This is a genomic window from Treponema bryantii (genome assembly GCF_036492245.1).
Lineage (GTDB): Bacteria > Spirochaetota > Spirochaetia > Treponematales > Treponemataceae > Treponema_D > Treponema_D bryantii_C.
Window position 1 is genome coordinate 220,170 of sequence record NZ_AP025286.1, and the last position, 26,390, is coordinate 246,559.

The window sequence follows — 26,390 nt, forward strand, 5'->3', positions numbered from 1 at the left end:
GCCTATTAAAGAGGCTTTTCTGGAGGTAAAAATGGCTGAAGAAAAACTCGACCCGCGCATTATCCGCACAAAGGAAGCAATTCAGACGGTTTTTAAGCAGATGGTTTGCGAGCTGCCTTATGAAAAAATTACTGTAAAGGCAATCACCCAGGCGGCCAGAATTAACCGCAATACTTTTTATCTTCATTATAATTGTGTGGATGATGTGCTTGCAGAGATTCAGGCTAAGCATTCCAGCGAATACAGCGCGATTGTTTCGGGAATTGATCAGCTCAAGGAAACCGGAAAACTTGTGCGGGCCTTTTTTGAATACATGGAAGCCCAGGATGATTTTTTTAAGCGTGTTACCTGCGACAGCCGTTTTGACTATATCCGCGAAAGAATGCAGAACCGGGTAACAAAACAGGCTGCGGAATCTCGTCCGCTTAAAGGTCTGGACCAGAGCGTGCGCAACATTCTTTTGACTTTTAATAACTGCGTAGTTCTGCTTTACCGCCAGTGGGTAGCCGATGGACGTAAGATTCCTATGGAAGAAATGATTGAGCTTGCGACGACACTTCTGGAAAAAGGGATGAAGGGATACGCTAAATAAGGAAAGGGCATTATGAGTTTTACAAATTTTTCAGGTGTTTTTGGTGTATACGAAGGAACTAAGCTTATCGAAAGCGATGCTTATGGTTTTGCAAATAAAAACTTCCGCATACAGAATAGCACAGATTTTTGCTACGGCACGGCTTCTGGCACAAAAGGCTTTACGGCTGTTTCAATTCTGACTCTTGCCGCAGAAAATAAGCTCAATCTTGATGACAGCGTGAAAAAACTTTTGACCGCAAAGACTGAAAAATACGGTTCGCTCGATTGGCTTTCTGAAAAAGTGACGGTGCGCAGTCTATTGAATCACACTTCAGGTGTGCCGGATTATTTTGACGAAGATTTTGTAGATGATTTTGAAGAAGCCCTGTGTGGAAATGCAAACTATCACTATGAAAAAGCGGAGGCCTTTTTTCCGCTGATTGAAAATATGTGGAAAAAACAACAGGCTCCTTATTCTTCTGCCGGTGCCTTCAAGTATTCCAATGGCGGCTTTGTGATTCTTGCGGCTGTTGTTGAGGCTGTCTCTGGCATGAGTTTTCCGTCATTTGCAAAGCAGCATATTTTTACAAAATTTGGCATGAAAAGTACGGGCTTTTTTAGGCTTGATGAGACATCCCCTGACGGAATTGTATGCGCAACCGGCTATCAGCAAAACGGCCGCAGTAACATTTACGGAATTCCCGTAACTGGTGGCGGAGACGGTGGCGCGTTTACTACAATTGCAGACATGGCACAATTCTGGCATAATCTTGATCCTGAACTGAATCTGGAAAGCACCCTTTCTCCTTTTATTGAAGATGCCTGGTCCCCTTGTATTGAAGGTGATGACGGACTATATGGGCTTGGCTTCTGGCTGCGCAAAGAAAATCCGCACATCGTTTTTCTTGAGGGCTTTGATCCTGGCGTGCAGTTTTTCAGCTTTTACAACCGAGATACAAAGCGCTCGCTTACAATCTGCCTTAACGATGAACAGAAAAAGTGCAGCGAAGTCTTTGAAAAGTATTTTGGGCTGGTTCAGGAATAAATAGTAACCCTTCCAGTACGCTGCTGCTTGCCCATGGCATTAAAGCAAACCAGGTTGAAGAAGGATTTCCGTCTTTATATTTTTCGACAACGAGGCCCTGGCTGTAACAGAAGCGTTCCGACATCCAGCCTTTTTTGCCGTAATCAAATTCTCCGTCAAAATGATTATATGTCTGGCAGCCCCATAAAATTGTATCCTGCATGCGATTCTTGATATATTCAATTGTGCGGGAATCTTTTTTTGCATGCTCAATAAAGTAAGCCATCTCACTAACAATTGATGAAGACATAGGATGAATATGAGGATTACACACTGAAGTAATGCTGCCACCACAGGAACTCCACTTGAGTTTGCTCAGAGGTGGAACTTCGATACGCCCATTATAGCAGAACTTGTAAGAGAACTCCTGGTACAAGGCTGTTTCCATATAATCAAGATAAAGTTGATTTTTTGTAAGCTGATGTAAAAGTTTTGCTGCCCTTATAAAAGCAAGTACACCTTCGTTATCCGGAGCCTTGTCTGTATCAAGTGGGCTTCCATAGCATTCAAGCTTTGCAATAAAAGTTTCGTAATAATGGGTCAGTGATTTTTCAAAGAGAGGAAGATTCTTTGTTTCATTTGTAATCAAGGCAAAGAGAATGCTTGCGGCCAGTGCCCATGAGCTTCCAAGAGAATCATATTCAATACCAGTTCCATCAGTCTCGGAGTAAACAAAAGGATATTCACCCACACGGTTAATCTCTCGTTCAAGAGCATGAACTACAGTTTTAGAGAAGGAGAGCCAGTCATCGTGAATCCTTCCATTTTCTTTTTCAAATTGGTAAGCCTTCAAAAGATAATAAGTAAACTGTCCGTCGAGATAAGCCGAATGTCCACCGCTGTGCATTCCGCCATACCACCAGCCGTGACAGGTCCAGTTTTGTCCGTCGAAAGTTTCATACGGAAGCGACGAAGCTTTGTTCAGGGAGTTATCAACAATATTTTGAATACATTCAAGAGCTTGTTCCCTCATTTTCTGATTATTTAGACGAGCAGAGGCAACAAGCTGAGGATAGGCTACTACAATTCCATTGGTCCAGGAAATCGAAGGAATTATATTATAAGAAAAACTTTCCTTGCCCTTCTGATCAAATCCTGCTTCTCTTACAAAACCCGAATAACATTTTTGAGAGGGAAGCCAAGCATAATCGCAGACCGCCAGTGATAAATCTTTTATTGCTTCTTCCAGAGATGCCGATTGGCGTGGAGCTTCGTGATATGCCTCATAAACATTTCTGATAACCTTGTGAATATCTGTTACCGAAGCTGCATCAAAATCATAAACATCAAAGATTTGTGTAATTTTTTGATTTGTCTGCAAAGTAAAATAGTTTTTCGAAGTTTGTCTTGGAAGAATTGTATGTGACTGAATAAAAAGCCAGGGTGCATTTTCATAACCGAAGGTATAGCCGACAGTTTGCCTTTTGGAATTACAGGTAAAGCCGCCATACTGTACAAAATCTTTCTCGCAATAATATGGAGAAGTGTGAAAGCCACGAATCTTTGGAGAGTTTCCATTTATGTACATCAAGGCACATGGGTGAGAAAGTCTGTCTCCCCTTACCATATAAAATGAAGAAAGCGGACAATCAGAATCTGAAGGATTTGTGAAAGCAGAATTAAGCCGGGGAAATTTACAGTCTACTTTCCAGGGCTTGTCTCCTCTGTTTGAACCATACATAAAGCCCGGGAGATAAAAATCAGCTTTACCGTCTGCCTCAATTTCAAGGCGCATAATTCCTTCGAAATCAATTCCGCTGGTATTTTGAATGCTTACTTCAATTTTATAAGGAGAAGCTGATGAACCGTTTCCTCCGAGAATCTTTTCCTGATAGTTCAAACCGTAGACTTCAGGGGAATCATAAATATCAGATTTTTCTTCAACTAATTCGAGATGTCGTTTTTTTGAAACTGCAGATAATTTAAGAAACTCAACCATGATATAATGGTAATATTAAAACAGTTTAAAAAAAAGAATAAATCTATACAAATATTTCCATTTGTTATGAAAGACGATTATCTAATTGTGGTTCTCACAATGATGGTTACACTTAGCCTCAAAGTTTGGCTTGAGTTCTCCTTTTGCAAAGAACTCTGCTTTACGACTCATTCACCAGCTTGCCAGTCATGTGTTCGATTTCAAGTTCAAGGCACTGAACACGCGGCAGGGCATTCTTGAGTTCTTTTTCAAGATAGGCCTGGTCGTCTGTGAATTTATAAACCAGCTTTGTACAGATTTTGCGGGTAAGGTCCGGGTCAGTCACAAGGCGGATTTTTCCAAAGACTATTACACTGTTGATATTAAGTGCCCATTCGCCTTTTTTGCGGTAGCCCTGGTCATAAACGCAGAAGCTTGCCTTGTCATAATTTTTTATGGCATCGATTTTGTGGCCTTCTTTTGCCCCGTGAAAATAAATCTTGTTGTCTTCTTCGCTGTAAAAGTGGGAGAGAGGAAGCCCGTAAGGATATCCGTCATCGCCTAGGAGTGAAAGTACTCCGCGTTTTTCATTTTTTAAAATTTCTTTGCATTCGCTATCCGTAATCTGCTGCTTGAATCTTCTCATTGGTCTGAACATGTGATTACTCCTATTTCTTATTTATAAAATACAACCCTACAAGGCAGATTGCAACTCCCAGAACTTTGCTCCAGCTAATTACTTCATGATAGCCAATAAGTCCTACAAAAATCAAAATGACTGCCAGTGCCGCGTTGGAAACTGTTGCCAGTGTGCTGACTTTCCAGCCTGCCTTGTATGCAAAAATGAAGCCCACTTCAAGTCCTGTGATTACAATTCCAAGAACGATTGTAGCCCAGTTAGTATGGGAAAATTCCTTGATGATATTCCCACCCTTTGTAGTGACAAAGAAGGCAAATGCCGAAAAAAGTGTTGCCACAGCATATGTGATTGTCATGCTTGCATAAGTGTTCATCTGCTGGGGAATGCCCTTAGCACAGATTTGATAAAGTGTATTAGAAAAAACAATGATTAAAAGCGGCCAGATGTAATTGAACATATGATGATTATAACGAAAAAAGTTTTTCAAAATCAACTTCTTATAAAAGCTTTATCTTGTTCAGGAATTTTATCATCAGAAATAAAGCGTTCGATTGTCATGTGAAGGTCGTATTTTTCGCGAAGCTCAGCAATTGTTTTCATCATTGGTGTTGCGTGGTGCAAATCAATTGCTTCTTGATTTTCCCAGGAGTCGATTAAGAGGATGGTTTCGCAGCTGTCATCGCCGATGGCTTTTTCTTCCTCAAAAGGTAGATAATATTCATAGCGAAGATTTCCCTTCTCTGCGCGAATTTTTTCGACGGTGCCGCTGGAAATCATTTCGCGTGCAAAGGCCTGAGCCGCTCCCTTTTTTCCTGTATAACGAAGATTTACTGTAATTGCCATTTTATTTCTCCTGATATTTTATTCTTTGCAGATAATTTGCGTTTTTGATTTATCGCAGATTTCTTCTTCCAGAATTATCTGGCCGATTGAGTCTGCTGTGATTTTTCCTGCAAGAGGATTTTTTATGCTGTCGATTTTTCCGCTTACTTCTACATCAATGGTGCTGCGTTCGAAAGCAAGATCGCAATCTTCCATTGTACAGTTTTTGAGCACGAGATTTTTGCAGTAGCAGAAAGGCTGAGTTCCAATAATGCGGCAGTTTATAAGAGTGAGATTTTCTGAATACCAGCCCAGGTATTCGCTTTTTACAATGCTGTTTTTAACAGTGACATTGTTTGTGTGCCAGAAGGCATCTTTTGTGTTCAGTTCTGAATCTGTAATTTCGAGGTTTTCATCATATTGAAAAGAATATTTTCCCTTCATTTTTAAGCCAGAAATTTTTGCATCACGGATTTCAAAAAAGGGATATTCAGATTCTTCGATTGTGACATTTTCAATTGTCAGCTTTTGACTTTTCCAGGCAAACTCTGGAGAATTAACGCTGCAGTTTTTCAGGCTGATATTTTCACATTCACGAATTGCCTTAATTCCGTCGAGTCTGCTGTTTTCAATACAAATATCTTTGTCATACCAGAGGGCAGCCCGGCAGTTTTCGGTAAAGTTTGAATCAGTAATTTTTGCTTTTTCTACATGCCAGAAGGGATAGCGAAGATTCATAAAGCAGCCGGCCACGTCGATGTTACGGCATTCCTTAAAAGCGGATTCACCGTCAGCAGGACCATCAAAGCGGCAGTTTTTTACTGTAAGATCTTTAAGACCGTACAAAGCTCTCTCTTCGTCAAAAGTCTGATTTTCAATAATCACAAAAATACCTCATGTGTAAGCCCGCCGGTCAGAGCGGGCGTTGTTCTATAGCAAAGCGTTAAAAAAAATTGCGATGCAGCAATTTTTTAGCTTTACCATCTTATTATTTTAAATACCTCTGGTACATCGATTTTACCAAAAGGTGCGAGAGTGTAGAAAACAAAATGATAATAGAAATATAATCGATTGCAAAAAGAATGTAGCCGCGTTCCAGATCAAAGAAGAAAAACTGCTGGCGAAGAATCAGATACTTCCAGACTCCTCGGGCAATGAAAGCGTAAATGCCGTAAGCGCAGACCAGAGTGAGAAGGATCTTTCCAACAAGTGTCATTATCGGGCTTGACCCGATAATCTCTGTTTCGGAAGATTCCCGTGTCGAAGCACGGGAATGACAAAGTTTGTTTGATATCATCCCCACATGCAGTCCGATATGTAGCGACATAAACAGATAATACCAGTGACTGGCAAGCAGATGCGCAAGGCGGGCAAAGCCAAGGCCACCCTGAATGTTCAAAAAGGTGAAGATGTGATTTGAAAGGATGATTCCGCTTATCATCAGGAATATTGTGCAAATTAAAATACAGCAATTGATGATGGTTTGCATTACGCGGTAGGGGTTATATTTACCGCGGAAAATTGCACCATACCAGCGGCGGTTTAGTGCGATGTGAAGGCCCCATAAGACAAAAAGCCCCACGCCTAAGATTTCGTGCACGATGTCTGCCGGGAACAAATAGTTTCCGCCCATGAGTATGATGGAAAGGATGGTCATTGTAATGTCGATAGTCATTCTTAAGCGCTGGGTTTTTGTCATAAGTAGCTCCTATTTTTTTCTATTTCAACAAACCTTCAATATATTTCTTAACGTCTGCAGCAGAGCCACGGGTAAAATCTTTTCCACCCTTAAAGTCTACGCCCTTTGCAAACTTAGACAAATCTGTGCCGCTGCGACCAAGACCGCTGCCGCCACTGGTACAAAGAGTAATCATTTTTTTGCCCGACCAGTTCTGGCTTTCTACAAAGGTGTAAACAATTTTTGGGGCATAAGCCCACCAGATAGGGTAACAAACCACAACTGTGTCGTAGCCTGAGATATCGAGTTTATTTGCAATTGCAGGACGGCTTTTTGGGTCGTTGCATTCAATTGAAGAAAGCGATTTTTTGTCATGCCAGTCTAAGTCAGCATCAGTATATTTGTGCACCGGCTGGATTTCAAAAATATCAGCTCCCATTTCTTTAGCGGCATTTTTTGCCATGCGTTCTGTTGTTCCTGTCGCACTGAAGTAAACGAATGCGGTCTTAGCAAATGCTCCTGTCATCATAAAGCCTCCAATTAAAAGTGTAAGAATAAGTTTTTTCATTTTGTTTCTCCTGAATATATTTTTAGTTATTTGATTTCTACCAGGCGGTAATTTCTGGAACCAAAACCGATTTTTTCTGCATGTTCAAGTATATGGATTCCGTTTCTGCTTTCGATGCGTTCAATTAAACTGCCAGAATCTTTTGCTTTGTAGACCAGATCTACGCAGGCTTGGTCTAAAGCTACCGGGTCCAAGCTTGCAAGAATTCCGATGTCGTGCATGTCTGGTTCTGCAGGATTTGAATCGCAGTCGCAGTCTACAGAAAGTCGGTTCATCACATTTACGCAGACAATGCCTTTTCCGTCTTGCATGTAATCGCAGACTGATTTTGCTGCCTCTGCCATTGATTCAAGGAATTCATTCTGAGGACAGCTGGTCCATCTTGTAACACTACGGCCTGCAGAGTGAATGTTGAGCTTTCCGGATTTCTTGCAGCTCATTCCTGAAGCAAATCCAATTGAAAGATTTTTGATTGCCCCACCAAAGCCACCCATTGTGTGACCTTTGAAGTGAGAAAGAATCAGATAGGTGTCGTAATCCTTAAAATGAGTTCCGACATAATTTTCCTTGAGACGTACACCACATTTTACAGGGATTGTCATGTAGCCCTCTGCGTCCTGCAGGTCAAAGCCGTTTGCAACATCCAGAAAACCGTGGTCACGGGCTATTTTCATGTGATCAATGTTGTTGCTTCTGTTTCCGCCATAAGCAGTGTTGCATTCTACAATGGTCGCATTCAATTCATCCTTTACAAGATTTTTGATGAGGGCAGGACGGAGGTAATTTGAATTTTCGCTTTCGCCAGTGCTCACCTTTACACCTGTTTTGCCGCTGGTCTTGTAGCCGGTTGCCTGATAAACTTTTACCAGAGATTCCGGGCTGATGTCGCGGATAAAATAAACGACTGGAACTGATTTGTCGCTGGCGTTGGTTGAGCTCGTCGAAACCTCGTGTGTTTTGTAACTTGCTGCCTTTGGGTTTGGCTTTGCAAAAAGACCGCTGATTGCCGATACAAGCAAAAGTGTAGCAAAAAATATAAATCTTCTTGTTTTCATAAATTCCTCCTGAATATTTAGGGCGCAACCGCCATTTACTTCAATAAAGCTTTTATATCTTCCACAATCTGATTGGTTGTCATGCCGCAATCGAGTAAAAGTTCATCGGGATTGTAGCGGTCGTAGAATTTCTTTTCCAGACCGTAATTTTTTACCAGCATTTTTTCAGGGCCATAGAAGGAAGCGATTTTCTGACCGAAGCCGCCTTCAAGGATTCCGTCTTCAAGCGTAAGGACAAGCTGATGATTCTTTTCAAGATCATGCAGAAGTTCTTCGTCGAGGCCTGAGGCAAAACGAGGATTTATCAGGGTAGGGGCAAATCCGCAGTCTTCCTTGATTGCAGAGGTAAGTTCTTCTCCTTTCTGGAAAAAATCACCCAGGGCGAGGATGGCAACTTTTTCTCCCTGCTCTTCAATTTTGAAGCGGTTCAGTACGCCGTAGTCTTTATCTGTAGGGCGGTGGCTCACGGCATTGCCGGGAATCAGAATGAGGACAGGATTTTCCTTCTGCTTTGAATCCAGGCTCCAATCCAGCATGGAAATATATTCTTCCGCACTTGAAGGGCAGAGCACTACAAGATTCGGAATATTTGTAAAGGCGGCAAGACCGAATATGCCAAGATGGGTTACATCTGTAAGTCCGTCAAATGATGAATAATTCATAAGCATGGTGACAGGAGTTTTGTTGATGCACACGTCCTGGGAAATCTGATCATAGGCACGCTGTAAGAAAGTCATGTTGGTCACAACAAGAGGTTTTGCACCACGGCGGGCAATTCCCGATGCGATGGCAACAGCCGCTTCTTCGGCAATGCCTGTGTCGATGTACTGACTTCCAAGCTTAGCCCGCTCTTCAGGACCAAGGCCGACAGACATCGGCATCGCAGGGGTAACCACAATAAAATCCTTGTCCTTTTTAGCCTTTTCTACTATGTATTGACTTGTTATTCCTAAATATGATTCACCGCTTCCAAAGTTTACTGTTGGTTTTCCTGTTGTGCGGTCAAATGGAACGCACCAGTGCCATCCTTCTTTGTCTTTTTCTGCCAGTTCATATCCTTTACCTTTTTGTGTGTGAATGTGAACAACAACAGGACGATTTGAATCCCGGACTTTTTCAAAAACCGCAATCAATGAAGCAATGTCATTTCCGTTTTCTTCGTAGATATAGTCCAAGCCCCATGCCCTGAACATATTGTTTTCAGATTTGCCGTTAGAGTCGCGGAGGGCCTTTAGATTCTTATAAAGCCCGCCGTGGGTTTCAGCTATTGCCTGTTCATTGTCGTTTACTACCACAATGAAATTTGAATTAAGTTCGCTTCCTGCAACGCTCAAAGCTTCCAGTGCCTCTCCGCCAGAAAGAGATCCGTCTCCAATGATGGCAACGATATTTTCCTTTTTGCCGAGTATTTCTCTTCCTTTTGCAAGACCTAAAGCCAGTGCAATTGAAGTAGAAGTGTGCCCGATGTTAAAAAAATCGTGTTCACTTTCATCTGGATTTGTATAGCCAGAATCTTCTGAAAAGCGGCTGTCGTCAAAGTAGCCGGCCTTTCGACCTGTGAGCATTTTATGGGCATAAGCCTGGTGGGAAACGTCAAATACAAATTTATCATTTGGGGAATCAAAAACATAATGAAGAGCAATTGTTGCTTCTACAAAACCAAAGTTCGGTCCAAAGTGTCCGCCTATTTTTGTAAGGCGGTTGAAAAGACCTTCGCGGATTTCATTTGCTACTACTGGAAGTTCTGAAACAGAAATCTTTTTCAAATCTGCCGGTGAATTTATCTTGTCTAAAATCATAAAAATCTCCTTATGCTAAGTTTATTACCAGTTTTCATAACGTCGCCCTGTATCGAGCGCGTTTAGTTTTTTCATTTCATTCTCAGTAAGTTCAAAATCCCAAACATCAAAGTTTTCTGCAATGTGTGCTGGGTTTGAACTTCCGGGAATTGTGATGTAGCCAGATTGCAAATGCCAGCGGACGATGATTTGTGCAGCCGACTTGTCGTGGGCTCGAGCGATTTCCAGCACAGTCTCATTTTGCAGATGCTCTTTTGTGTGGCCGCGACCGCCGAATGGATAATAGCTTTCGATATAGATTCCTTTTTTTGCAGCCCAATCACGCAAAGAATTATTCTGATATTTCAAGTGGTTTTCGTTTTGAATGACTGCCGGTGGGATTTCAAAGTCCTTTATGAAATGCGAAACAGTTTTTTCGGTGTAAAAATTTGAGATTCCGATTGAACGGATTTTTCCGTCTTTAACTGCACGAATCATAGCTTTGTAAACTGCATCATCACCCGAAGCCGATCCATGCTGATGAAGCAGACAAAGATCAATATAAGAAAGACCAAGCTGTTTAAGCGAATCGTCAATATCACGATCCGGATTGTTTGACCAGGGAACAAGTTTTGTAGTTACAAAGATTTCTTCCCGCTTACAGATTCCGTCTTTTATAGCACGACGAATTGCGTTCCCAACTTCACTTTCGTTGCCATAATATTTTGCAGTATCAATTAAGCGGTAGCCAGATTTGAGCGCGGCATAAACGGCGTTTTCGCAGGTCGCGCCTGTAAGCGTCCATGTGCCCAAACCGAGTGTAGGCATCTCATATCCAGAGCTTAGTTTTACAGTTCGGTTTTCTTTTGCTGCTATTAAGTCTGTCATAAGCAATACCGCAAAAATCAGAAATAGTTTTTTCAAAAGCATTTCTTTCTATTCCATTACAGAAAAGACAGCAGTCACATTGCCTTTGCCCAGAATCTTTTTGAGCTCAGCCTGTGTTACCCCGTCTACTTTTCCAAGGCGGGTAAAGTTCCAGCTGTTAGTGTCGTAGTAAATCGTAATCTGATTTCCCTGATACAAAATGATGTCGCCGGCTTGTGTGGTAATCTGGGTGTCGTTACGTGGAAGCTTTGTTCCAAGCGGGCCAACTTTTTCAAAGTTTCCGTAGTCGGTCATTTTGATTGTGACAGGGCCTTTTTCCAGCAACTCGTAAAACGCCATGGCAGAAGAATTGTCGGCCAGTGTGGCGGCGAGCGAGTGTCTGCCACTGTCGCTTGTAATTTGAATCGAGATTTTCATATCAGAGAGTTCTCCTTTGTCAGATGATTTTATTCCCCTGCTGCCATTAGCGCAGGCCGTAGAAGCAAGAAGAAAAACTGACATTAAAACTATAAATATTTTTTTCATCAGCAACCCTCTACTTCAAATACTTTGCAAAAAAATCCGCAAGCTTATCAAAAGGAATTGCATTGTTTTTTCCGCCATCATACAAATCGGTGTGACTTGCACCAGGAATAATTACCAGTTCCTTGTTGCAGCCGGTAAGACGCTTGAATGCATCTTCAGAAAAATATCGCGAATGAGCTTTTTCACCGTGCATTACAAGAACTGCGCTCTGGATTTCATCTGCATAAGCAAGAAGCTTTGTGTTCAATAGTGATGTACAGGCACTGATAGCCCAGCCGCCGTTTGAGTTCAGACTGCGTTCGTGGTAACCGCGTGGAGTTTTGTAATAATCATAATAATCTTTTACGAAATAAGGTGCATCGTCAGGAAGAGGATCAGCAACTCCACCGGCAAGTGCATAAGTTCCGCCAGACAAAAGAGCTTTAAAGTCTGCTGTTCGTTGTGCCATAAGAGCTTTGCGCTCTTCGTGTCTTGCCTGTGCGGAATTGGCGCTGTCAAAATATCCGTTGGCTGTAACCCTGCTCATATCATACATAGTTGAAGTAACGGTCGCTTTGATTCTTGTGTCAATTGCAGCTGCATTCAAAGCCATGCCACCCCAACCGCAGATTCCCAGAATCCCGATTTTCTCTCTGTCAATGTTTTCGCGTGTTGAAAGGAAATCTACTGCTGCCATAAAATCTTCCGTGTTGATGTCCGGGCTGTTCATGTAGCGGGGCTGTCCTCCAGATTCACCACAATATGAAGGGTCAAAAGCAAGAACTATAAATCCACGGTGTGCCAGCTGATTTGCATAAAATCCAGATGACTGTTCCTTTACTGCACCAAAAGGGCCTGAAATTGCTATAGCTGGGTTGCCTTTTTCGGCAGCGTTTTTTGGAATATAAAGGTCACCTGCCAGTTCAATTCCAAAATGATTTTTAAAAGTTACTTTATTGCGTGAAACCTCTGGTAAAAGTTCAAATGTGTAATGTTCGTTCATTGCGTCCTCCATGCTTAAAAGATAACGCATGTTTTTTGATATTACCAATACTTTGTTTTAATGACTAGAAATGCTTTTTATGAATGACTGATTTCTCCTATTGTATTATACTAATCTTATGGAACTTCGTGTTTTAAAATATTTTCTTGAAGCTGCCCGCTGTGCCAACATAACAAAGGCCGCCGAAAATCTGAATGTTACTCAGCCAACCATGAGCCGCCAGATTAAAGACTTGGAATGGGAACTTGGCGAAAAGCTTTTTGAACGAACCAACTATGCAATAAAGCTTACTCCAGCCGGAGAACTTTTACGCGACCGTGCAGAAGACATTCTTTCGATGGCAGATAAGACCTTGCTTGATTTTAAGGCGCTTAAAGAAGATGAGATTACCGGAAACATCGCAATTGCCTGCGCAGAGTCCAAAAATATTTCTTTTCTGGCAAAGTGTATAAATCATCTTAAAACTGTACATCCAAAAATAAAATATCATCTTTATGCAGGAGACAGCGAACGAGTTCTTGAAAAGCTTGATAAAGGGCTTTTTGATTTTGCCGTAATCGTAGAAAATGTAGATCTTGAAAAATACAACTGTCTTACTGTCCATGCAGTTGACCGATGGGGCGTTGTAATGAGACGCGATGCAGAACTTGCTGACCGTGATTTTATTGAGCCTAAAGATTTAATTGACAAGCCGATTATGATATCCCGTCAGTCACTTGCGGCCGACCTTCCAAAATGGATGGGCGATGATATTTCGCGGGTCAATGTTGTCGCTACTCTTGATTTGACTTACAACGGCTCTGTTCTTGCCCGCGAAGGAACCGGCTATCTATTAACATTTGAAGGACTTGTAGATACGAGCGCAGAAAGTCCTCTCTGTTTTAAACCGCTAATGCCGGAGCTTACAACAGCAATGTATGTAGTCTGGCGACGAGGTCAGCAGTTTACCAAGGCTGCAGATGTCTTTTTGGAAGAGATGAAGCGGGTTATTGAAGGGTAAGGTTGGATTATTTCTTCTGTGGAATGCCTTCTTCAAAATACTCTTTACTTATCGCTCACTTGTGCATATTCTCATTTTGCCGTTCATTGTAAGTACGCCCCAGGTTTTCTTTATTGCGGGTGAAGCAGGCGGAATAAAGTATGCATCTTCTATTACAGCGCATTCTGTTTTTCCGAGATTTGTGATGCTGTATCCTTCTGGGCTGTCCAGGTGGAAGAATTTCTTGCCTATGAACTCAGCAGCTTTACTTTCAAACTTACCTTTGCTTGCCATCATTGCCGCATCCAGCAGACCTGGCTCAAGAGCGGCATAGCATTGCAATACAAGATAAAGAGATGACGGCTTGGCAGCTGTTATTCGAACCTTGTCATGCACCTGCTTTGCTACTGCAAAAAGATCATCATCGAATTTATTAATCTCAACAGAAAAAGCTGTGGAATAATTTCCCATTGCTCCGGGATTATAACATTTTAAGGATTTTCTGAGATCCGCTGCTATAACAATCCTTCTGGTTTTATCTTCGGTAAACAGTTTTGCCAGAAGATAATCGTTTACCGTTATGCCTTCCGCTTTGCATTTTTCTGCGATACTGTTAGTTTCATAAATTTGAAAAACAGAAAGGTTATGTTTTACCTTATCATTTTTGAGAAAATCATCTGCAAAGTGGTGGTAATCTTCGGAGGTCAATCTTTTATTTTCTTTCTTCCACTGTTTGTTTGCTCTGTTTGCGAGCAATCTGCTGATAAATGAAAGACGTGAGTTTTCAGGGAATTCCGCAGCAGATGATATAAGCTTTTCTTCCGCAAATACAGGCTGTTTTTCAAGTGCATAATAATCCGCGAATTCTTTTGAAAGTTCCAGGGCGGCACGTCCATCTGCAAGAAGATGATGGAAAACCATAAGTACGATAGTTTTTCTGCCCGATGGCCAGACAGAAATCTTTAGCATTCCTTCTTTGAAAAGATCAAAATCCCTTGAAGTGATTCTCTCAAATTCAGCAATAATCTCAGGTGAATCTACATTCAAAACATTACCGGAACAGAGCGAAAACTCTACCTGCGAGTCTTCCTTTACATCATAAAAGAATCTGTTTCTCTGTTCTTCATGTGAAATAAGTGCCCTGAGAAAAGGATGAGCCGCAGAAAGCCTTTTCACGGTATCGGCTATCTTGTTTTCATTAAGTTCTTTGTTTATGCAAATTACTATTCCAAAGCACATGTTCGGACACATCAAATGTGCTCTTTCTGTAAAAATTTCTGCGACTTTCATATCTGTTATTCTACAATAGCCACTACTTAGATTTCAATGAGTGTATTTTCTAAAAAACATGATATAATAAAAAAAGAAAAAAAATGATATTTGATAACGTTTATTTTATAACCACACTGGAAGTTGTTTCAAAAAAGTTTGGGTTAGGAAATTAGGAGATTACAATGAAAACCAAATACTCAATCGACAAAGAGTTAGTTTAAAAATTAAAGAAACGCTTTATGGAGAAATAATTTATAATCTGCTATAAAAAATTTCAGGATAAAAGAATGAAACAAGAATTAAAAAAAGCAATTGAAAACATGAAGAAATATAACTCAGGGGTAATGTACAAAGAAGTGTTTGGTTTTCCTTCTGATATTTTCTATGACGCTCTTGTAGTTGCTCCTGGTTGGAAACCAACAAAAATTATTAAGGATCCAAGTTTCGAGGTTACGGAATTAGCTCAGCATGCATACTTTTCTGGTTTTTTAGTTGAAAAAGATGGTTATAAAATAGCCTGGGCTCAGACTGCCAGTGGGGGATGTAATTTACTGGATAATCTGATTATTTGTTCTGAAATGAAGTTCAAAAAGTGTATTTTCATTGGAGCTGTTGGAGGCTTATCTGAAAACTTTGAAATAGGTGATTTTTGTACGCCAGTGGAGTGTATTTCAGGAGTTTATGCTTCTCATTATTTTGATAACAAACTTAGTGATTTTCATCCGTTTGAAAAAATCTATCCAGATAAAAATTATGTAGATAAGATTTGTCAGCTTTCAAAAGAAAATGGTTGTTTATTAAAGACTGCAAAAGTTTTTTCTACAGATTCAATTGCTTTAGAGTATTCACATCTGGATGAAATTAAAGCTACTGGAGCAGAACTGATTGAAATGGAAACCAGTACATTTTATAAAGTCACAGAATTAATGGAAGTGCCTTCCATTGCTTTACTTGTTGTTTCTGATAATTCTACAACTGGAGTTCCCCTCCTCGGTAGAGAAGGGTACTATCAGGAACGTTATCATCAAACCAGATGCCAGATCATTCCTGATATGATTTATAAAATCTGCACAATCAATTTGTAAGATTTGCCGCGAATTTCATTTTAGCCTCTGGCCAAAATTCCGTGGTGATGATTTTCGTGATGTTCTCCGTGATGATCGCACTTAGCATCAAAGTTAGGCTTGAGTTCTCCCTTTGCAAAAAGCTCAACTGCTTCGTCTGCACTACCTGTAATTCCTGGAAGCTCTTTTAAACCGGCTGCGGTAATTGCATCTACAGCACCTTGTCCACGATTTCCAAGAATCAGAGTTTCTACTCCAAGGCTCTTAAGATATGGTGGAAGAGCGTGATGTCCGTTTCCGCCGTTATCAATTACTTCTGATGAAACAATCTTTCCATCTTCAATCTGATAAATCTTAAAATACTGAGTTTTCCCAAAATGCTGGAATATATTTCCAGTTTCTTTTTCGTAAGTTACTGCTACTTTCATATTGTACATCTTTATTATTCGTTTACTAGTTTACCCGTCATGTGCTCAATTTTCAACTCCAGACAGCAGCTTAAAATGATTTTTCCAGTAATCAATCAGGCCATCGGCTTTCATTTTGCTGAGTTCGGCGGAAAGGGCAGAGCGGTCAACTTCAAGATAGTCGGCTAGCTGCTGACGATCAAAGGGAATGTCAAACTCAGCGGCGGGAGCTTTGGCTGGAACCTGAGAAGAAAGATATGATAAAAGTCTGCCTCGAATTGTTTTTGAACTTGTATGAAAAATACGCTGGGAGAGGTGAAGGTTTTTCTTCATTGAGATTCCAAGGATATTTTTTGTAATGATTTGAGAGAATGAATTTTTGCCAAGGCCCAGATTGTCAATCTGAAGCAGAAGGATTTTTGAATCCTGAGTCGCAACAACATCAACCATCAGAGGAACTTTTGTAAGTGCATAAGTTTCTGCAAAAACTTTTCCTTCTCCAAGACTATCCAAAATAGTTTTGTTTCCCCAGAAATCATTGCTCTCAATCTGAACTCGTCCTTCAAGAACAATTCCAATCTGATCGATTACAGTGCCCGAATGAAAAACTGATTCACCCTTAATAAAGTCACGCTTGCTTGCAGATAGAAATTCCAGAACAGCAGGAAGTTTTGTTTCCTTAATTCCAGAGAAGAGCGGATTTTTTAGAAGAACCTGATTTTTCATATCATTTATAATAATCGCATTTTGTTGTTTTAACAACATTCTTTATTTGGTATCTTTGTTATGATTCCCATAGTGAGGTTTTGAAATGATTAGAAAGATTGTAAAGATTGATGAAGAAAAATGTACTGGTTGCGGACTTTGTGCATCTGCATGTCATGAAAATGCGATTGTTATGGAGAATGGAAAAGCACATCTTTTGCGAGATGATTTTTGTGATGGATTTGGAGATTGTCTTCCAGCTTGTCCTGCAGGTGCAATCACAATTGAAGAGCGCGAAAGTGCAGCTTATAGTCCTGAAGCTGTAGAAATGAGAAAACAGATTTTAGCAGCTCAGAATGAAGGCGGAGCCGGTCATATGGCACATGCTCATGCAGGAGGATGTCCTGGCAGCGCAATGCATACTTTTAATCGGAATGAATCTTCTGAAAGTTATGATAATCACACAGTTCCAAGTGAACTTATGCAGTGGCCAGTTCAGATAAAACTTTTGCCGACACAAGCACCTTTCTTTGAAAACGCAAATCTCTTAATTGCGGCAGACTGTACAGCTTATGCCTATGCGGCCTTCCATCGTGACTTTATCAAAAATCATATTACTCTGATTGGCTGTCCAAAACTTGATGAAGGTGATTACACAGAAAAGCTCACTCAAATAATCAGTAACAACAGCATCAAAAGCATTACAATCGTTCGTATGGAAGTACCTTGTTGTGGAGGTCTTGAGCGTGCTGCAACCGAAGCCTTAAAAGTCAGCGGAAAATTCCTTCCATGGCGAGTTGTTGTGATTTCGCGAAACGGTGAGATTCTAGCCTAACCTGAATCTCACTCTACAATAGCCAAGGGTTCGATTTCAACAAGTGCTTTTTCTGGCTGTAGTGTTCACTTCCACCATTAAGAATTACTAAAGAATCTGCTTGATATCATCTTCCAGTTTTTCCATACTGGCAGTTGGCTCGTAGCGTTCAACAACAGTGCCGGTTTTATCAATAAGGAATTTTGTAAAGTTCCATTTGATATCAGCATTCTTTTCATAATCTGGATCCTTGAGCTTAAGCTGGAAAGCTATGGCTTTGGCAAGAGTATTATTCATATCAAAGCCTTTAAAACCTTTCTGAGATTTCAGATATTTAAAAAGCGGCTCTTCATTTTCACCGTTTACTTCAATTTTGTGGAACATAGGAAACTTTATACCAAAACGGGATGTACAGAATTGATGAATCTCATTGTCACTTCCCGGAGCCTGATGTCCAAACTGATCACAAGGGAAGTCTAAAATTACAAATCCTTTATCCTGGTAGCGGCTATATAAGTCCTGAAGGTTTGCATACTGCGGAGTGAATCCACATGTTGTAGCAGTGTTAATAATAAGAACAGTTTTTCCCTTGTATTCAGAAAGGCTAACTTTCTTTCCATCTTTGTCTTGTACGATAAAATCATAAATTGTCATAAAATACCCCTTATATAATAGATTGTATACAATTAAAAAGTAATCAATTAAAATGTAAGAGTCAAGTTTTTTAAATAATTCTTTGCATTATAGAAATAAGAGATTTCTGTAAATTATGATATATCAGTTTTAAGAAGAATTTGGTATAAATAAAAAACGACGCAATCAGAATGATGTAAAGTATTATCTCTCAGAGGTATCAATGAAATTTTATAAAGAAACAATAACTAAAGAAAATATAAAAGATTATAAGTGCTTGATAGATTCAATAAGATATATATGTAGTTTCAATGGATATGATTCAGATTTTGAGTACGATGCTGATATAAAAAATCCGTCAATACCAGAAAATGGGGTATTAGAAAACAATCATTTTATTGGCTTCAGACTGACTGAAAGCAAAGAACCTTGTGTATACGTTCAATATTACGAAAAATTTATGTCTGATGATACTATTTTTCTTGGAGATTTTTTTGAAGATAAAAAATTTCATGGAAAAGGATATGGTAAGGAAATCTATACTCTTCTTGAGACTGAATGGAAAAATTCAGGGTTTAATAGAATAGTACTGAATGTTGATTTGAAAAATTCTGCAGCAATTTTATTCTGGATAAAAATGGGTTTTAAAAATATAGATTTTTCTTTTCAAAGTAATGAGAATGAAACAGAAAAATTTTATATGCTTCGTTTAAGCAAAAATATATAGCATTCTAAATAATTGAAGTACAGAAAGTATAGTTTATGGATAATATAATTTTTGATAAATGGATTGAAATAAAAAACGGAGTAAAAGTCCTCATAAAAAGAAAATCAAACTCAGGTGACAATGCGATTCTAATTCTGGAAATCAATGAAAATGGCAATCTAAGACAGAAAGCCCTGCTTGTAAAAGAGCGAAAAGTATTTGATGATTCAGGAAAGATGATAGACTTTGGCGATGCCTATCCAATTACAACAGAGTATGGCAAAATCATGATTACTAAAAAGTTTATAAGTGTGTGGATATAATCATTCTTCCCATCCCTTACAGACATCGCACCAGCCGGTTGCATCACTCTACAACAGCTACAGCTTCAATTTCAACAAGTGCACTTTTTGGAAGAGCTGCAACTTCAAAACAACTGCGTGCAGGCTTTGAAACAAAGTACTTTTCATAAACTGCATTGAATGCTGCGAAGTCAGAAATGTGGGCGAGAAAGCAGGTTGTCTTTACAACTTTAGAAAAGTCTGTTCCTGCGGCCTTAAGGATTTCGCCGAGGTTCTTTATAGCCTGTTCAGCCTGAGCCTCGATAGAAGATCCTTCGATTGTTCCAGTTTCCGGATTGAGCGGAATCTGTCCCGATGTATAAAGAAATCCATTTGCAAGAATTGCCTGTGAATAAGGTCCGATTGCTGCCGGAGCAGTTTTTGTTTCGATTGTTTTCATATAGTCCTCTTTTTTTATTTGCCTATTGTATAGGTAGGGTTATAATAGCAGTCAGGAGCGGTATAGTCAATGAAAAGCATTTGGGCGTTCCCGCCCGCTTTGCGGTCGGTCGGGCTTTGCGGGGTTCCGCCTCTCGGCTCCATTCCTTCGGAACAGCCCTTTCAGGGCTGCCCCTACAATCCCTAACGCGATGATTACCCTTTAAAGATGAATATTTTTTGGAGAAAATAAGGGAAATTAGAGGAAAATTTCCCTTATTTTATTGCTTTAAAATATTTCTCATGTTATTCTTTTTTATATGATAGAAGAATGCCCAAAAATATCTGGAATTCCGTTTACAGAAATTCTATTAAACAGAGATTTCGCATCTGAAATCTCAAAAATGAATGATGAATACTATTATTGGGATAAAGTAAAATATCATTCACCAGAAGGCATCAAGCCTGAAGTGTTTTGGGCGGCAATAAAATATTCAAGAACATTTAATAGTAAAACATATAATTTTCATTCCTGTATATTTTCAATTTTTGAAACCACCAAAATGCAGGAATATCTTCATAACTTTGATATGAATTTTGGTGGTACAATAGCGTCTTCTGATATTATTTCAAATAAAAACAGACAGTATTACTTATTAAGTTCAATAATGGAAGAAGCTATTGCATCCAGCCAGATGGAAGGTGCTTCTACTACAAGAAAAGTTGCAAAAGAAATGCTGCGTAAACAGGCTAAGCCAAAAGATAAAAGTCAGCAGATGATTTTGAATAATTACAACACAATACGTTATTTATCAGAACATAAAGAGGATTCTTTAACTCCTGAATTATTGCTGGATATTCACAGACAGATTACAGAAAAAACTTTAGATGATCCTAATGATGAAGGAAGATTCCGAACAGATGATAATATCTTTGTGGTAAATGGAATTACAGGTGAAGTTGCTCATGATCCTCCTTCTCGCAAGCAGATTATGGATACTGTTATACAGTTATGTATTTTTGCAAATGAAGATAAAACTTTTGTGCATCCGATAATCAAGGCAATAATAATTCACTTTATGATTTCCTATCTGCATCCTTTTGTTGATGGAAACGGAAGAACTGCGCGTTCATTGTTTTACTGGTATATGCTTAAAAAAGGCTATTGGCTTACTGAATATCTTTCTATCTCTCGTATTATTTACAAGTCAAAGGGGCAATATGAAAAAGCCTTCTTGTATACGGAGCATGATGATTTTGATTTAGGATACTTTATCAATTATAACCTCAAGGTTTTAAATGATGCATTTAATGAACTGCATGCCTATCTTGATCGAAAAGCACAGGAAAATGCTTCTTTACTTGAATATAGGATTCCCGGCATAAATGAAAGACAAATGCAAATAATTAAGATTTGTATTAAAACGCCAAATTCCACTTTCACGAGCAAAGATTTGGAAACAAGGTTTAATGTATCGGTAAAGACAATTCGTTCAGATTTAGAAGGACTTGTTGAATTGGGCTTATTATCAACAGTTCCTCTTAATAAACGTCTGACCGCTTACACAAGAGCAGAAAACTTTGAAGAACGATTAAGAGATATTAAGGGAAATTAGAGGAAAATTTCCCTTAATATATCGATAAGAGGAGAAACTATGAAAACTATATATGGAGAAGTTCCAGTATTTGAAAACAATGATTAAAAAAGACGAACTTAAAAATCAACTGCAAAGTTTGGGCTTAAAAAAGAATATGAAAATTCTGCTTCATGTAGCTCTTTCAAATGTTGGTTATTTAGAAAATGGCCCCAAAGATCTAATTGATGGAATTGAAGAAATAATATCTCCAGATGGAATTCTTGTAATGCCTGCGTATAATACCTATGGAAACTACAAACCAAATCTGAGTATCGTAAATGATTATTTCAAAAATCAGAAAGATGTAATTCGTACAAATCAGATAATTGCAAGTTTTGCTGTGTGGGGAAATCAAAAAGAAAAAATTGCAGCAAATATTGAATACACAGAAGATGGGCTTTCTTTTGAAGCTGGTGAAAAAAGTACTTTAGCCCGCTTATATGAAAATGATGGCTGGTCTCTATTTTTGGGAACTGATTATTCTACCTGTACAATTCTTCATCTTGCAGAAAACAGGGCTTCATGGCCTTCAAAGTTTATATTTACAGAAGAGTTTGTTTCTTCTGATGGAAAGAAGATTCCGTTTCATGATGTTGCATATCAGGACGAAGATTTTAATGAAATAGGATTGGAATTTGAAAAACAGTTTAATGGTAATTCATCAATATTGCGTACAGGCAAAATCGCGAATGCGGAATGTAAATTGATCAATCAAAAAGCATTTGTTGATTTTGCAGTCAGTTGGATGATTAAGAATAGGACATAAAATTAGTCTGCCCCCTAAAAGAAAAAGTTGACACCAGGTCAGTTCAAAAATAAAATGAATTAAGAAAATAATAAAATAAAGGATTTAAAAATGGAAAGAAAGTATTTTATCGACAATCTCAGAATTCTTTGTATCCTGCTGCTTTTCCCATTTCATGTGGCAATGTTTTACAATGATTTCGGTGAACGATTTTATGTTCATATTGCAGACTGTGTTCCAGCCTCATTATTGAATATCAGCACATACCCCTGGTGGATGCCACTTTTATTTGTCTTAGCAGGAGCGTCAACCTTTTATGCTTTTGGAAAACGAACAGCAAAACAGTACATTATTGAACGAGTACTAAAGCTTTATATTCCCTTTAATGTAGCTCTTATTTTTGTAATTCCTGTTCAAACTTATCTGGCAGATATTTATTTCAATAATTATTCCGGCAACTATTTTGAACACTTTAAGGAATTTTTTGTTTTTACAGATTTTACCGGTTATGATGGTCATTTTACTCCCGCTCATACCTGGTTTATCCTGTATCTTTTCCTGATTTCTCTTATTACCCTGCCGCTATTAAAATTGGCCTATAATAAAAAATTTGATTTAAAGCCTTCCCGATTTATGATTCTTAAACTCCTTCTTATTGGAGTAGTACTTTATTTTATTAAACCAATTGCTGATCTGGGTGGAAAAAGCATTGTAGAATTTATGGCATGGTTTTTAATAGGTTTCTTTGTTTTCTCAGATGAAACTTTCCAGGAAAAAGCTGGTTCCTGGTCTAAAGTAACATTTCCACTCTTTGCAATTCTTTTAATTGCACGATGCGTAATGTATAAAATACAGGTTTTTGGACCTTATTGGGATTTATTAACATATATTTTTACCTGGAGTGGAATACTTTCATTATTTGGCCTTGGAAAAAAGTTTCTAAACTTTAACAGTGCTTTTACAAAGTATTTCTCACAGGCGTCATATCCTCTTTATATTCTTCATCAATCAGTAATAGTAATTCTGGGATTCTTTGCTGCCAAATATGTAAAGATTCCTTATATCCTACAGTACATATTATTAGTTATTATTTCCTTTGCTATCACTGTTGGACTTTTTGAAATTTTCCGAAGAAACAAGGTCACAAGTTTTCTTTTGGGAATAAAAAGTCTGAAAAATAGAAAAGAGAATGAAAAACAATGAAACCCGTATACGAAGAAGTTCCATTATTTGAAAACAACGATTATCTCTTGCACTTTGTAACACCCGAAGATACAAAGGATTTGCTGAAACTTTACAGCGACAAAAACGCGCTTCCATTTTTTAACAGCGACAATTGTCATGGCGATAGCTTTGCTTATAGAGATTATTGGGAAAAGGTAAAAAAATGAATATTTGTTTTTGGTTAGGTTTTTCTGCAATTGTTGTTCTTTTTATTCTGGAAATGATTAATGTTGTTCCAGTTTTAAAAAAAGATGCATCTGAAGAAGAAAAGGTAAAACGATATCCTAAGACTCTTATATTAAACTCATTGATGATCCTCTTTGCCGGTATTATGATGGTGTCTGGTATTAAGGAAAAAACTGGTTTTGTAATGGGAATAGCATTTATCGTTATCGGGCTATTCAGTTTGCCTTTTTCTATATTAAACATAATAAGAAGGAAATAATATTTTGGACATCAAAAAGTATTTATCAGGAAATAAAGTTTCAGAAATCAGGGTGGGCCAAAGCGGCGCAAATGTATATGAAATCAATGGCGAACAAATCTTAAAACATGTTCAGAGGGATATGTTAAAGAACGATATGTTCGACACATATCAAAAAGAGGCCTTGTTCTATCAGAGCAAAATGAATACTTCGTCTGAATATCTCCCGGAAATATTAAGTGTGGAATTATCTGATGATGAGATAATCATTCTTATGAAAAAATATGTTTCGCTTGAACGTTCCAATTCTGATGGTGAGCTTCAAAAAATCATTAATACCTTAGCGAAGATTCATAATGATAAAATTCCTGAGTTTTTGAGGAAGGCTGGAAAAGAGCCTCTGGATAAAGAACGTATTGAATATTGTCTCAACGGCTGGAAAAGTGTTCTGAATGAACATCCAAAAGTTTTTGATGAAGCGGCATTGAATCCTATCGCGGAAAAGATAAATGAAATAATCAGCTGGCATAATAATGAAGACAGTGTTTTGATTCACGGAGATTTTCACTGGGATAATTTATTAAAAACTGATGATGGAAGAATCTGTGTTTGTGACTGGCAGAACGTTGCGATAGGCGGAGCTTCCGAAGACTTGAGCTTTTTTATGAGCAGGCTCGGAGCAGATGGCATTCAGATTGATTTGGATACAATCCTTAATATGTATACCAATGCTGTAAAAGAGACTTCTGGTAAAGCCATAAATCCTGAGCTTATAAAAAAACATATTGCCGCATCAAATGTTATAACAACATTCGAGTTCTGGCACGAGTTCCTGCATGGAAATCCAGAGGATAGAGTCAAAGGGATTTTTGACAAATTGATAAAAGACTTTCAGACAGTGAATACCAGCTGCACCAGCAGCATGTAAAGCACTGTTCCAATGACCACGCTGAAAATTGCATTGCGTTTCCAAAGGTATGATATGATTACGACAGACATGGCAATCAGTTCTGGAATTGCATGCGGTGCCTGGACTACAGAGACATCCTTAAAACAATAGACAATCAAAAGTCCCATTGCAGTATAAGGAACAACTTTTCCGAGATACATAATGTATTTCGGGATTTTTTCATTCCGTCCAAAAATCAGAACAGGAAGAATTCTTGTAGCAAGCGTAACGACACCCATGACAAGAATTATAATTAAGGAATGCTTAAAGTCGCTCATCGTTCAGTTCTCCTTCTGCTTCGATTTTTTTACGCAAGAGTGTCAGTACAATAATTATGACCACCATTGAAGGAATCAAAAATAAATCTCTTCCAAACAAAAGGCGGCAGCTCAGGGTAGCGGCAACTCCAAGTATTGATGGGATGTGACATTTTGAAGAAAGCCATTGTTCGATGAATACTGTTGTGAACAGAGCCGTCATCGCAAAATCAATTCCGGTTGAATCAAACTCCAGTAGCGAACCGAGCAGACCGCCAAGTACAGAGCCGAAAATCCATGATGACTGATTTAAGGCGGTTACCAGCACACGGAACAAGCTGACGTTCACGCCCTCGGGCATTTTATCTTTGCTCAGCATGGCATAGGTTTCATCGCACAGACCGTAATAAAGATACCATTTTCTGTGGCCCTCGTTTTTGTATCTGCCAATCATGGAAATGCTGAAAAAGATATGGCGTGCACTGATCATCAGTGCAGTAACTGCAGCCATAAAAAAAGAAGAATCAGCAAGCATCGCAACGCTTACAAACTGAGCTGTTCCGCTGTAAATAACAAAACCAGAGAGCAAAGACCACAGAGGTCCAAAGCCGTGCTTCTGCATAAGAATTCCATATCCAATTCCTATAACAACAAAGGTTACCATAATTGGAATGGAAGTTCGAAAAGATTCTATCACGGTTTTTCTATCGAATTTTTTCATTTGTCTGAACATAATGGATTTATTCTGCCCAGACAACTCGGCCTTCTTTGCGAGCAGGAGGTGGTGGAAGTTCGCAATCCATGTAGCCTACAGCGCAGTGGCCGATACCTTCCCATTCACCTTCGATGCCGAGTTCTTTCAGGATTTCTTTTCCTTCATCACTTTCAAACTCCTGCTTTGCACGGTGGATCCAGATGCTTCCGAGTCCAAAAGAGTGAGCTGCAAGCATAAGATTTCCCATTACAAGCGAGCCGTCATAAACACGGTTACCATTCTCGAGTTCTCCAAGAACAATGATCATTACCGGAGCTCCATAAAAAGGATCAAAGCCTTTGTCCCATCCGCCAACTTTGCGGTTCATTTCCATGATTTTATCACGAAGCTTTTTGTCTATTACAACGATGACTTTTGTAGCCTGTTTTCCCATTCCGCTTGCGGCATAAAGTCCAGCTTCAACGATCTGCTCAAGATCTGCTTTTGATGGAAGTTCTGCCTTAAACTTGCGGATACTTCTGCGTTCTTTCATTGCTTTGATAATTTCGTTCATAAATGACTCCTTAAATTAGATTGAATATATTTTAGCATAGCTTAGTATCAAGAAAACCAGAATGAAGAAAGAGGAT

General features: G+C 39.0%; 33 protein-coding genes. 13 read left to right on the forward strand and 20 right to left on the reverse strand.

The window, feature by feature from the left end; all coding sequences use genetic code 11:
- Positions 1 to 31: 31 nt before the first annotated feature.
- The gene (locus AABJ44_RS01185; protein WP_338370117.1) at positions 32 to 592 is read left to right on the forward strand and encodes a TetR/AcrR family transcriptional regulator; all 561 of its coding nucleotides are present in this window, start codon (positions 32 to 34) and stop codon (positions 590 to 592) included.
- 12 nt (positions 593 to 604) lie between these two features.
- Positions 605 to 1,618, forward strand: coding sequence for a serine hydrolase domain-containing protein (locus tag AABJ44_RS01190; RefSeq protein WP_338370118.1), 1,014 nt, complete (start codon positions 605 to 607; stop codon positions 1,616 to 1,618).
- Here AABJ44_RS01190 and AABJ44_RS01195 read toward each other — a convergent pair.
- The 12 genes from AABJ44_RS01195 to AABJ44_RS01250 form a co-directional block, all read right to left on the reverse strand.
- The gene (locus AABJ44_RS01195) at positions 1,554 to 3,596 is read right to left on the reverse strand and encodes a hypothetical protein (protein WP_338370119.1); all 2,043 of its coding nucleotides are present in this window, start codon (positions 3,594 to 3,596) and stop codon (positions 1,554 to 1,556) included. The two genes, AABJ44_RS01190 and AABJ44_RS01195, sit on opposite strands and share 65 nt — an antisense overlap.
- 160 nt (positions 3,597 to 3,756) lie before the next feature.
- Positions 3,757 to 4,233, reverse strand: a complete 477-nt coding sequence (locus AABJ44_RS01200) for a pyridoxamine 5'-phosphate oxidase family protein (protein ID WP_338370120.1) — start codon at positions 4,231 to 4,233, stop codon at positions 3,757 to 3,759.
- Positions 4,234 to 4,243: 10 nt separating this feature from the next.
- On the reverse strand, positions 4,244 to 4,672 hold the full coding sequence (locus AABJ44_RS01205) for an EamA family transporter (protein WP_338370121.1): 429 nt from the start codon (positions 4,670 to 4,672) through the stop codon (positions 4,244 to 4,246).
- Between the two features lie 32 nt (positions 4,673 to 4,704).
- Complete coding sequence (locus AABJ44_RS01210) at positions 4,705 to 5,058, reverse strand: putative quinol monooxygenase (protein ID WP_338370122.1); 354 nt, start codon at positions 5,056 to 5,058, stop codon at positions 4,705 to 4,707.
- An 18-nt stretch (positions 5,059 to 5,076) separates the two neighbouring features.
- Positions 5,077 to 5,922, reverse strand: coding sequence for a DUF3737 family protein (locus tag AABJ44_RS01215; protein ID WP_338370123.1), 846 nt, complete (start codon positions 5,920 to 5,922; stop codon positions 5,077 to 5,079).
- A 103-nt stretch (positions 5,923 to 6,025) separates the two neighbouring features.
- Positions 6,026 to 6,736, reverse strand: coding sequence for a DUF4405 domain-containing protein (locus AABJ44_RS01220; protein WP_338370124.1), 711 nt, complete (start codon positions 6,734 to 6,736; stop codon positions 6,026 to 6,028).
- Between the two features lie 19 nt (positions 6,737 to 6,755).
- A complete protein-coding gene (locus AABJ44_RS01225) occupies positions 6,756 to 7,283 on the reverse strand; it encodes a flavodoxin (RefSeq protein ID WP_338370125.1) in 528 nt (175 codons plus the stop codon).
- A 26-nt stretch (positions 7,284 to 7,309) separates the two neighbouring features.
- Entirely contained in the window at positions 7,310 to 8,338 is a 1,029-nt protein-coding gene (locus AABJ44_RS01230) for a DUF362 domain-containing protein (protein ID WP_338370126.1), read from the reverse strand.
- A 35-nt stretch (positions 8,339 to 8,373) separates the two neighbouring features.
- A complete protein-coding gene (locus AABJ44_RS01235) occupies positions 8,374 to 10,137 on the reverse strand; it encodes a 1-deoxy-D-xylulose-5-phosphate synthase (RefSeq protein WP_338370127.1) in 1,764 nt (587 codons plus the stop codon).
- A 24-nt stretch (positions 10,138 to 10,161) separates the two neighbouring features.
- Positions 10,162 to 11,046 (reverse strand): aldo/keto reductase, encoded by an 885-nt coding sequence (locus tag AABJ44_RS01240; RefSeq protein WP_338370128.1) that lies wholly within the window; start codon positions 11,044 to 11,046, stop codon positions 10,162 to 10,164.
- Positions 11,047 to 11,052: 6 nt separating this feature from the next.
- Positions 11,053 to 11,529 (reverse strand): cyclophilin-like fold protein, encoded by a 477-nt coding sequence (locus tag AABJ44_RS01245; protein ID WP_338370129.1) that lies wholly within the window; start codon positions 11,527 to 11,529, stop codon positions 11,053 to 11,055.
- 10 nt (positions 11,530 to 11,539) lie between these two features.
- Entirely contained in the window at positions 11,540 to 12,511 is a 972-nt protein-coding gene (locus AABJ44_RS01250; RefSeq protein WP_338370130.1) for an alpha/beta hydrolase, read from the reverse strand.
- Positions 12,512 to 12,629: 118 nt separating this feature from the next.
- Between AABJ44_RS01250 and AABJ44_RS01255 the strand changes: the two genes are divergently transcribed.
- Entirely contained in the window at positions 12,630 to 13,511 is an 882-nt protein-coding gene (locus AABJ44_RS01255) for a LysR family transcriptional regulator (RefSeq protein ID WP_338370131.1), read from the forward strand.
- 48 nt (positions 13,512 to 13,559) lie between these two features.
- On the opposite strand, the gene AABJ44_RS01260 is transcribed toward AABJ44_RS01255, so the two are convergent.
- Complete coding sequence (locus tag AABJ44_RS01260) at positions 13,560 to 14,780, reverse strand: condensation domain-containing protein (protein WP_338370132.1); 1,221 nt, start codon at positions 14,778 to 14,780, stop codon at positions 13,560 to 13,562.
- 269 nt (positions 14,781 to 15,049) lie between these two features.
- Here AABJ44_RS01260 and AABJ44_RS01265 point away from each other — a divergent pair, with 269 nt between their 5' ends.
- On the forward strand, positions 15,050 to 15,847 hold the full coding sequence (locus tag AABJ44_RS01265; protein ID WP_338370133.1) for a phosphorylase family protein: 798 nt from the start codon (positions 15,050 to 15,052) through the stop codon (positions 15,845 to 15,847).
- A gap of 20 nt (positions 15,848 to 15,867) precedes the next feature.
- On the opposite strand, the gene AABJ44_RS01270 is transcribed toward AABJ44_RS01265, so the two are convergent.
- Both AABJ44_RS01270 and AABJ44_RS01275 read right to left on the reverse strand, forming a co-directional pair.
- The gene (locus AABJ44_RS01270) at positions 15,868 to 16,254 is read right to left on the reverse strand and encodes a NifB/NifX family molybdenum-iron cluster-binding protein (protein ID WP_074641603.1); all 387 of its coding nucleotides are present in this window, start codon (positions 16,252 to 16,254) and stop codon (positions 15,868 to 15,870) included.
- Between the two features lie 45 nt (positions 16,255 to 16,299).
- Positions 16,300 to 16,959 carry a Crp/Fnr family transcriptional regulator gene (locus AABJ44_RS01275; RefSeq protein WP_338370134.1) on the reverse strand — a complete coding sequence of 220 codons (660 nt, stop codon included), beginning with the start codon at positions 16,957 to 16,959 and terminating at the stop codon, positions 16,300 to 16,302.
- 85 nt (positions 16,960 to 17,044) lie between these two features.
- Between AABJ44_RS01275 and AABJ44_RS01280 the strand changes: the two genes are divergently transcribed.
- Complete coding sequence (locus AABJ44_RS01280) at positions 17,045 to 17,773, forward strand: ATP-binding protein (RefSeq protein WP_338370135.1); 729 nt, start codon at positions 17,045 to 17,047, stop codon at positions 17,771 to 17,773.
- Between the two features lie 87 nt (positions 17,774 to 17,860).
- Here the strand turns inward: AABJ44_RS01280 and AABJ44_RS01285 are convergent, their stop codons facing one another.
- A complete protein-coding gene (locus AABJ44_RS01285) occupies positions 17,861 to 18,406 on the reverse strand; it encodes a glutathione peroxidase (protein ID WP_074641598.1) in 546 nt (181 codons plus the stop codon).
- 202 nt (positions 18,407 to 18,608) lie between these two features.
- Here AABJ44_RS01285 and AABJ44_RS01290 point away from each other — a divergent pair, with 202 nt between their 5' ends.
- Together AABJ44_RS01290 and AABJ44_RS01295 are read left to right on the forward strand one after the other, a co-directional pair.
- On the forward strand, positions 18,609 to 19,112 hold the full coding sequence (locus AABJ44_RS01290; protein ID WP_338370136.1) for a GNAT family N-acetyltransferase: 504 nt from the start codon (positions 18,609 to 18,611) through the stop codon (positions 19,110 to 19,112).
- A gap of 35 nt (positions 19,113 to 19,147) precedes the next feature.
- Complete coding sequence (locus AABJ44_RS01295) at positions 19,148 to 19,414, forward strand: hypothetical protein (RefSeq protein WP_338370137.1); 267 nt, start codon at positions 19,148 to 19,150, stop codon at positions 19,412 to 19,414.
- Between the two features lie 43 nt (positions 19,415 to 19,457).
- On the opposite strand, the gene AABJ44_RS01300 is transcribed toward AABJ44_RS01295, so the two are convergent.
- A complete protein-coding gene (locus tag AABJ44_RS01300; protein WP_338370138.1) occupies positions 19,458 to 19,832 on the reverse strand; it encodes a RidA family protein in 375 nt (124 codons plus the stop codon).
- A gap of 298 nt (positions 19,833 to 20,130) precedes the next feature.
- Here AABJ44_RS01300 and AABJ44_RS01305 point away from each other — a divergent pair, with 298 nt between their 5' ends.
- The 6 genes from AABJ44_RS01305 (at position 20,131) to AABJ44_RS01330 (ending at position 24,768) form a co-directional block, all read left to right on the forward strand.
- The gene (locus AABJ44_RS01305; protein ID WP_338370139.1) at positions 20,131 to 21,426 is read left to right on the forward strand and encodes a Fic family protein; all 1,296 of its coding nucleotides are present in this window, start codon (positions 20,131 to 20,133) and stop codon (positions 21,424 to 21,426) included.
- 79 nt (positions 21,427 to 21,505) lie between these two features.
- Entirely contained in the window at positions 21,506 to 22,213 is a 708-nt protein-coding gene (locus tag AABJ44_RS01310; RefSeq protein ID WP_338371304.1) for an AAC(3) family N-acetyltransferase, read from the forward strand.
- A gap of 90 nt (positions 22,214 to 22,303) precedes the next feature.
- A complete protein-coding gene (locus AABJ44_RS01315; protein ID WP_338370140.1) occupies positions 22,304 to 23,395 on the forward strand; it encodes an acyltransferase family protein in 1,092 nt (363 codons plus the stop codon).
- Positions 23,392 to 23,583, forward strand: a complete 192-nt coding sequence (locus tag AABJ44_RS01320; protein ID WP_338370141.1) for a hypothetical protein — start codon at positions 23,392 to 23,394, stop codon at positions 23,581 to 23,583. The genes AABJ44_RS01315 and AABJ44_RS01320 overlap by 4 nt, the downstream gene beginning before the upstream one ends.
- Positions 23,580 to 23,861, forward strand: a complete 282-nt coding sequence (locus AABJ44_RS01325) for a hypothetical protein (protein WP_074641584.1) — start codon at positions 23,580 to 23,582, stop codon at positions 23,859 to 23,861. The genes AABJ44_RS01320 and AABJ44_RS01325 overlap by 4 nt, the downstream gene beginning before the upstream one ends.
- Positions 23,862 to 23,982: 121 nt before the next feature.
- Complete coding sequence (locus tag AABJ44_RS01330; RefSeq protein ID WP_338370142.1) at positions 23,983 to 24,768, forward strand: phosphotransferase; 786 nt, start codon at positions 23,983 to 23,985, stop codon at positions 24,766 to 24,768.
- Here the strand turns inward: AABJ44_RS01330 and AABJ44_RS01335 are convergent.
- From AABJ44_RS01335 to AABJ44_RS01345, 3 genes are read right to left on the reverse strand one after another with little or no spacing between them, the layout of a single operon-like run.
- Positions 24,732 to 25,067, reverse strand: coding sequence for a branched-chain amino acid transporter permease (locus AABJ44_RS01335; RefSeq protein ID WP_338370143.1), 336 nt, complete (start codon positions 25,065 to 25,067; stop codon positions 24,732 to 24,734). The two genes, AABJ44_RS01330 and AABJ44_RS01335, sit on opposite strands and share 37 nt — an antisense overlap.
- A complete protein-coding gene (locus AABJ44_RS01340) occupies positions 25,054 to 25,767 on the reverse strand; it encodes an AzlC family ABC transporter permease (protein ID WP_338370144.1) in 714 nt (237 codons plus the stop codon). The genes AABJ44_RS01335 and AABJ44_RS01340 overlap by 14 nt, the downstream gene beginning before the upstream one ends.
- Positions 25,768 to 25,786: 19 nt before the next feature.
- Positions 25,787 to 26,314, reverse strand: coding sequence for a nitroreductase family protein (locus AABJ44_RS01345; protein ID WP_338370145.1), 528 nt, complete (start codon positions 26,312 to 26,314; stop codon positions 25,787 to 25,789).
- Between the last annotated feature and the right edge of the window lie 76 nt (positions 26,315 to 26,390).

Bases quoted from the DNA above. Each gene is read 5' to 3' on its own strand.
- AABJ44_RS01260 (WP_338370132.1), bottom strand. From the start codon at position 14,780: ATGAAAGTCGCAGAAATTTTTACAGAAAGAGCACATTTGATGTGTCCG.
- AABJ44_RS01295 (WP_338370137.1), top strand. From the start codon at position 19,148: ATGGATAATATAATTTTTGATAAATGGATTGAAATAAAAAACGGAGTA.
- AABJ44_RS01205 (WP_338370121.1), bottom strand. From the start codon at position 4,672: ATGTTCAATTACATCTGGCCGCTTTTAATCATTGTTTTTTCTAATACA.
- AABJ44_RS01320 (WP_338370141.1), top strand. From the start codon at position 23,392: ATGAAACCCGTATACGAAGAAGTTCCATTATTTGAAAACAACGATTAT.
- AABJ44_RS01245 (WP_338370129.1), bottom strand. From the start codon at position 11,529: ATGAAAAAAATATTTATAGTTTTAATGTCAGTTTTTCTTCTTGCTTCT.
- AABJ44_RS01285 (WP_074641598.1), bottom strand. From the start codon at position 18,406: ATGACAATTTATGATTTTATCGTACAAGACAAAGATGGAAAGAAAGTT.
- AABJ44_RS01240 (WP_338370128.1), bottom strand. From the start codon at position 11,046: ATGCTTTTGAAAAAACTATTTCTGATTTTTGCGGTATTGCTTATGACA.
- AABJ44_RS01330 (WP_338370142.1), top strand. From the start codon at position 23,983: ATGTTAAAGAACGATATGTTCGACACATATCAAAAAGAGGCCTTGTTC.
- AABJ44_RS01310 (WP_338371304.1), top strand. From the start codon at position 21,506: ATGATTAAAAAAGACGAACTTAAAAATCAACTGCAAAGTTTGGGCTTA.
- AABJ44_RS01265 (WP_338370133.1), top strand. From the start codon at position 15,050: ATGAAACAAGAATTAAAAAAAGCAATTGAAAACATGAAGAAATATAAC.
- AABJ44_RS01255 (WP_338370131.1), top strand. From the start codon at position 12,630: ATGGAACTTCGTGTTTTAAAATATTTTCTTGAAGCTGCCCGCTGTGCC.
- AABJ44_RS01230 (WP_338370126.1), bottom strand. From the start codon at position 8,338: ATGAAAACAAGAAGATTTATATTTTTTGCTACACTTTTGCTTGTATCG.
- AABJ44_RS01335 (WP_338370143.1), bottom strand. From the start codon at position 25,067: ATGAGCGACTTTAAGCATTCCTTAATTATAATTCTTGTCATGGGTGTC.
- AABJ44_RS01220 (WP_338370124.1), bottom strand. From the start codon at position 6,736: ATGACAAAAACCCAGCGCTTAAGAATGACTATCGACATTACAATGACC.
- AABJ44_RS01200 (WP_338370120.1), bottom strand. From the start codon at position 4,233: ATGTTCAGACCAATGAGAAGATTCAAGCAGCAGATTACGGATAGCGAA.
- AABJ44_RS01250 (WP_338370130.1), bottom strand. From the start codon at position 12,511: ATGAACGAACATTACACATTTGAACTTTTACCAGAGGTTTCACGCAAT.
- AABJ44_RS01195 (WP_338370119.1), bottom strand. From the start codon at position 3,596: ATGGTTGAGTTTCTTAAATTATCTGCAGTTTCAAAAAAACGACATCTC.
- AABJ44_RS01340 (WP_338370144.1), bottom strand. From the start codon at position 25,767: ATGAAAAAATTCGATAGAAAAACCGTGATAGAATCTTTTCGAACTTCC.
- AABJ44_RS01225 (WP_338370125.1), bottom strand. From the start codon at position 7,283: ATGAAAAAACTTATTCTTACACTTTTAATTGGAGGCTTTATGATGACA.
- AABJ44_RS01315 (WP_338370140.1), top strand. From the start codon at position 22,304: ATGGAAAGAAAGTATTTTATCGACAATCTCAGAATTCTTTGTATCCTG.
- AABJ44_RS01270 (WP_074641603.1), bottom strand. From the start codon at position 16,254: ATGAAAGTAGCAGTAACTTACGAAAAAGAAACTGGAAATATATTCCAG.
- AABJ44_RS01210 (WP_338370122.1), bottom strand. From the start codon at position 5,058: ATGGCAATTACAGTAAATCTTCGTTATACAGGAAAAAAGGGAGCGGCT.
- AABJ44_RS01190 (WP_338370118.1), top strand. From the start codon at position 605: ATGAGTTTTACAAATTTTTCAGGTGTTTTTGGTGTATACGAAGGAACT.
- AABJ44_RS01305 (WP_338370139.1), top strand. From the start codon at position 20,131: ATGATAGAAGAATGCCCAAAAATATCTGGAATTCCGTTTACAGAAATT.
- AABJ44_RS01325 (WP_074641584.1), top strand. From the start codon at position 23,580: ATGAATATTTGTTTTTGGTTAGGTTTTTCTGCAATTGTTGTTCTTTTT.
- AABJ44_RS01185 (WP_338370117.1), top strand. From the start codon at position 32: ATGGCTGAAGAAAAACTCGACCCGCGCATTATCCGCACAAAGGAAGCA.
- AABJ44_RS01280 (WP_338370135.1), top strand. From the start codon at position 17,045: ATGATTAGAAAGATTGTAAAGATTGATGAAGAAAAATGTACTGGTTGC.
- AABJ44_RS01235 (WP_338370127.1), bottom strand. From the start codon at position 10,137: ATGATTTTAGACAAGATAAATTCACCGGCAGATTTGAAAAAGATTTCT.
- AABJ44_RS01290 (WP_338370136.1), top strand. From the start codon at position 18,609: ATGAAATTTTATAAAGAAACAATAACTAAAGAAAATATAAAAGATTAT.
- AABJ44_RS01275 (WP_338370134.1), bottom strand. From the start codon at position 16,959: ATGAAAAATCAGGTTCTTCTAAAAAATCCGCTCTTCTCTGGAATTAAG.
- AABJ44_RS01300 (WP_338370138.1), bottom strand. From the start codon at position 19,832: ATGAAAACAATCGAAACAAAAACTGCTCCGGCAGCAATCGGACCTTAT.
- AABJ44_RS01345 (WP_338370145.1), bottom strand. From the start codon at position 26,314: ATGAACGAAATTATCAAAGCAATGAAAGAACGCAGAAGTATCCGCAAG.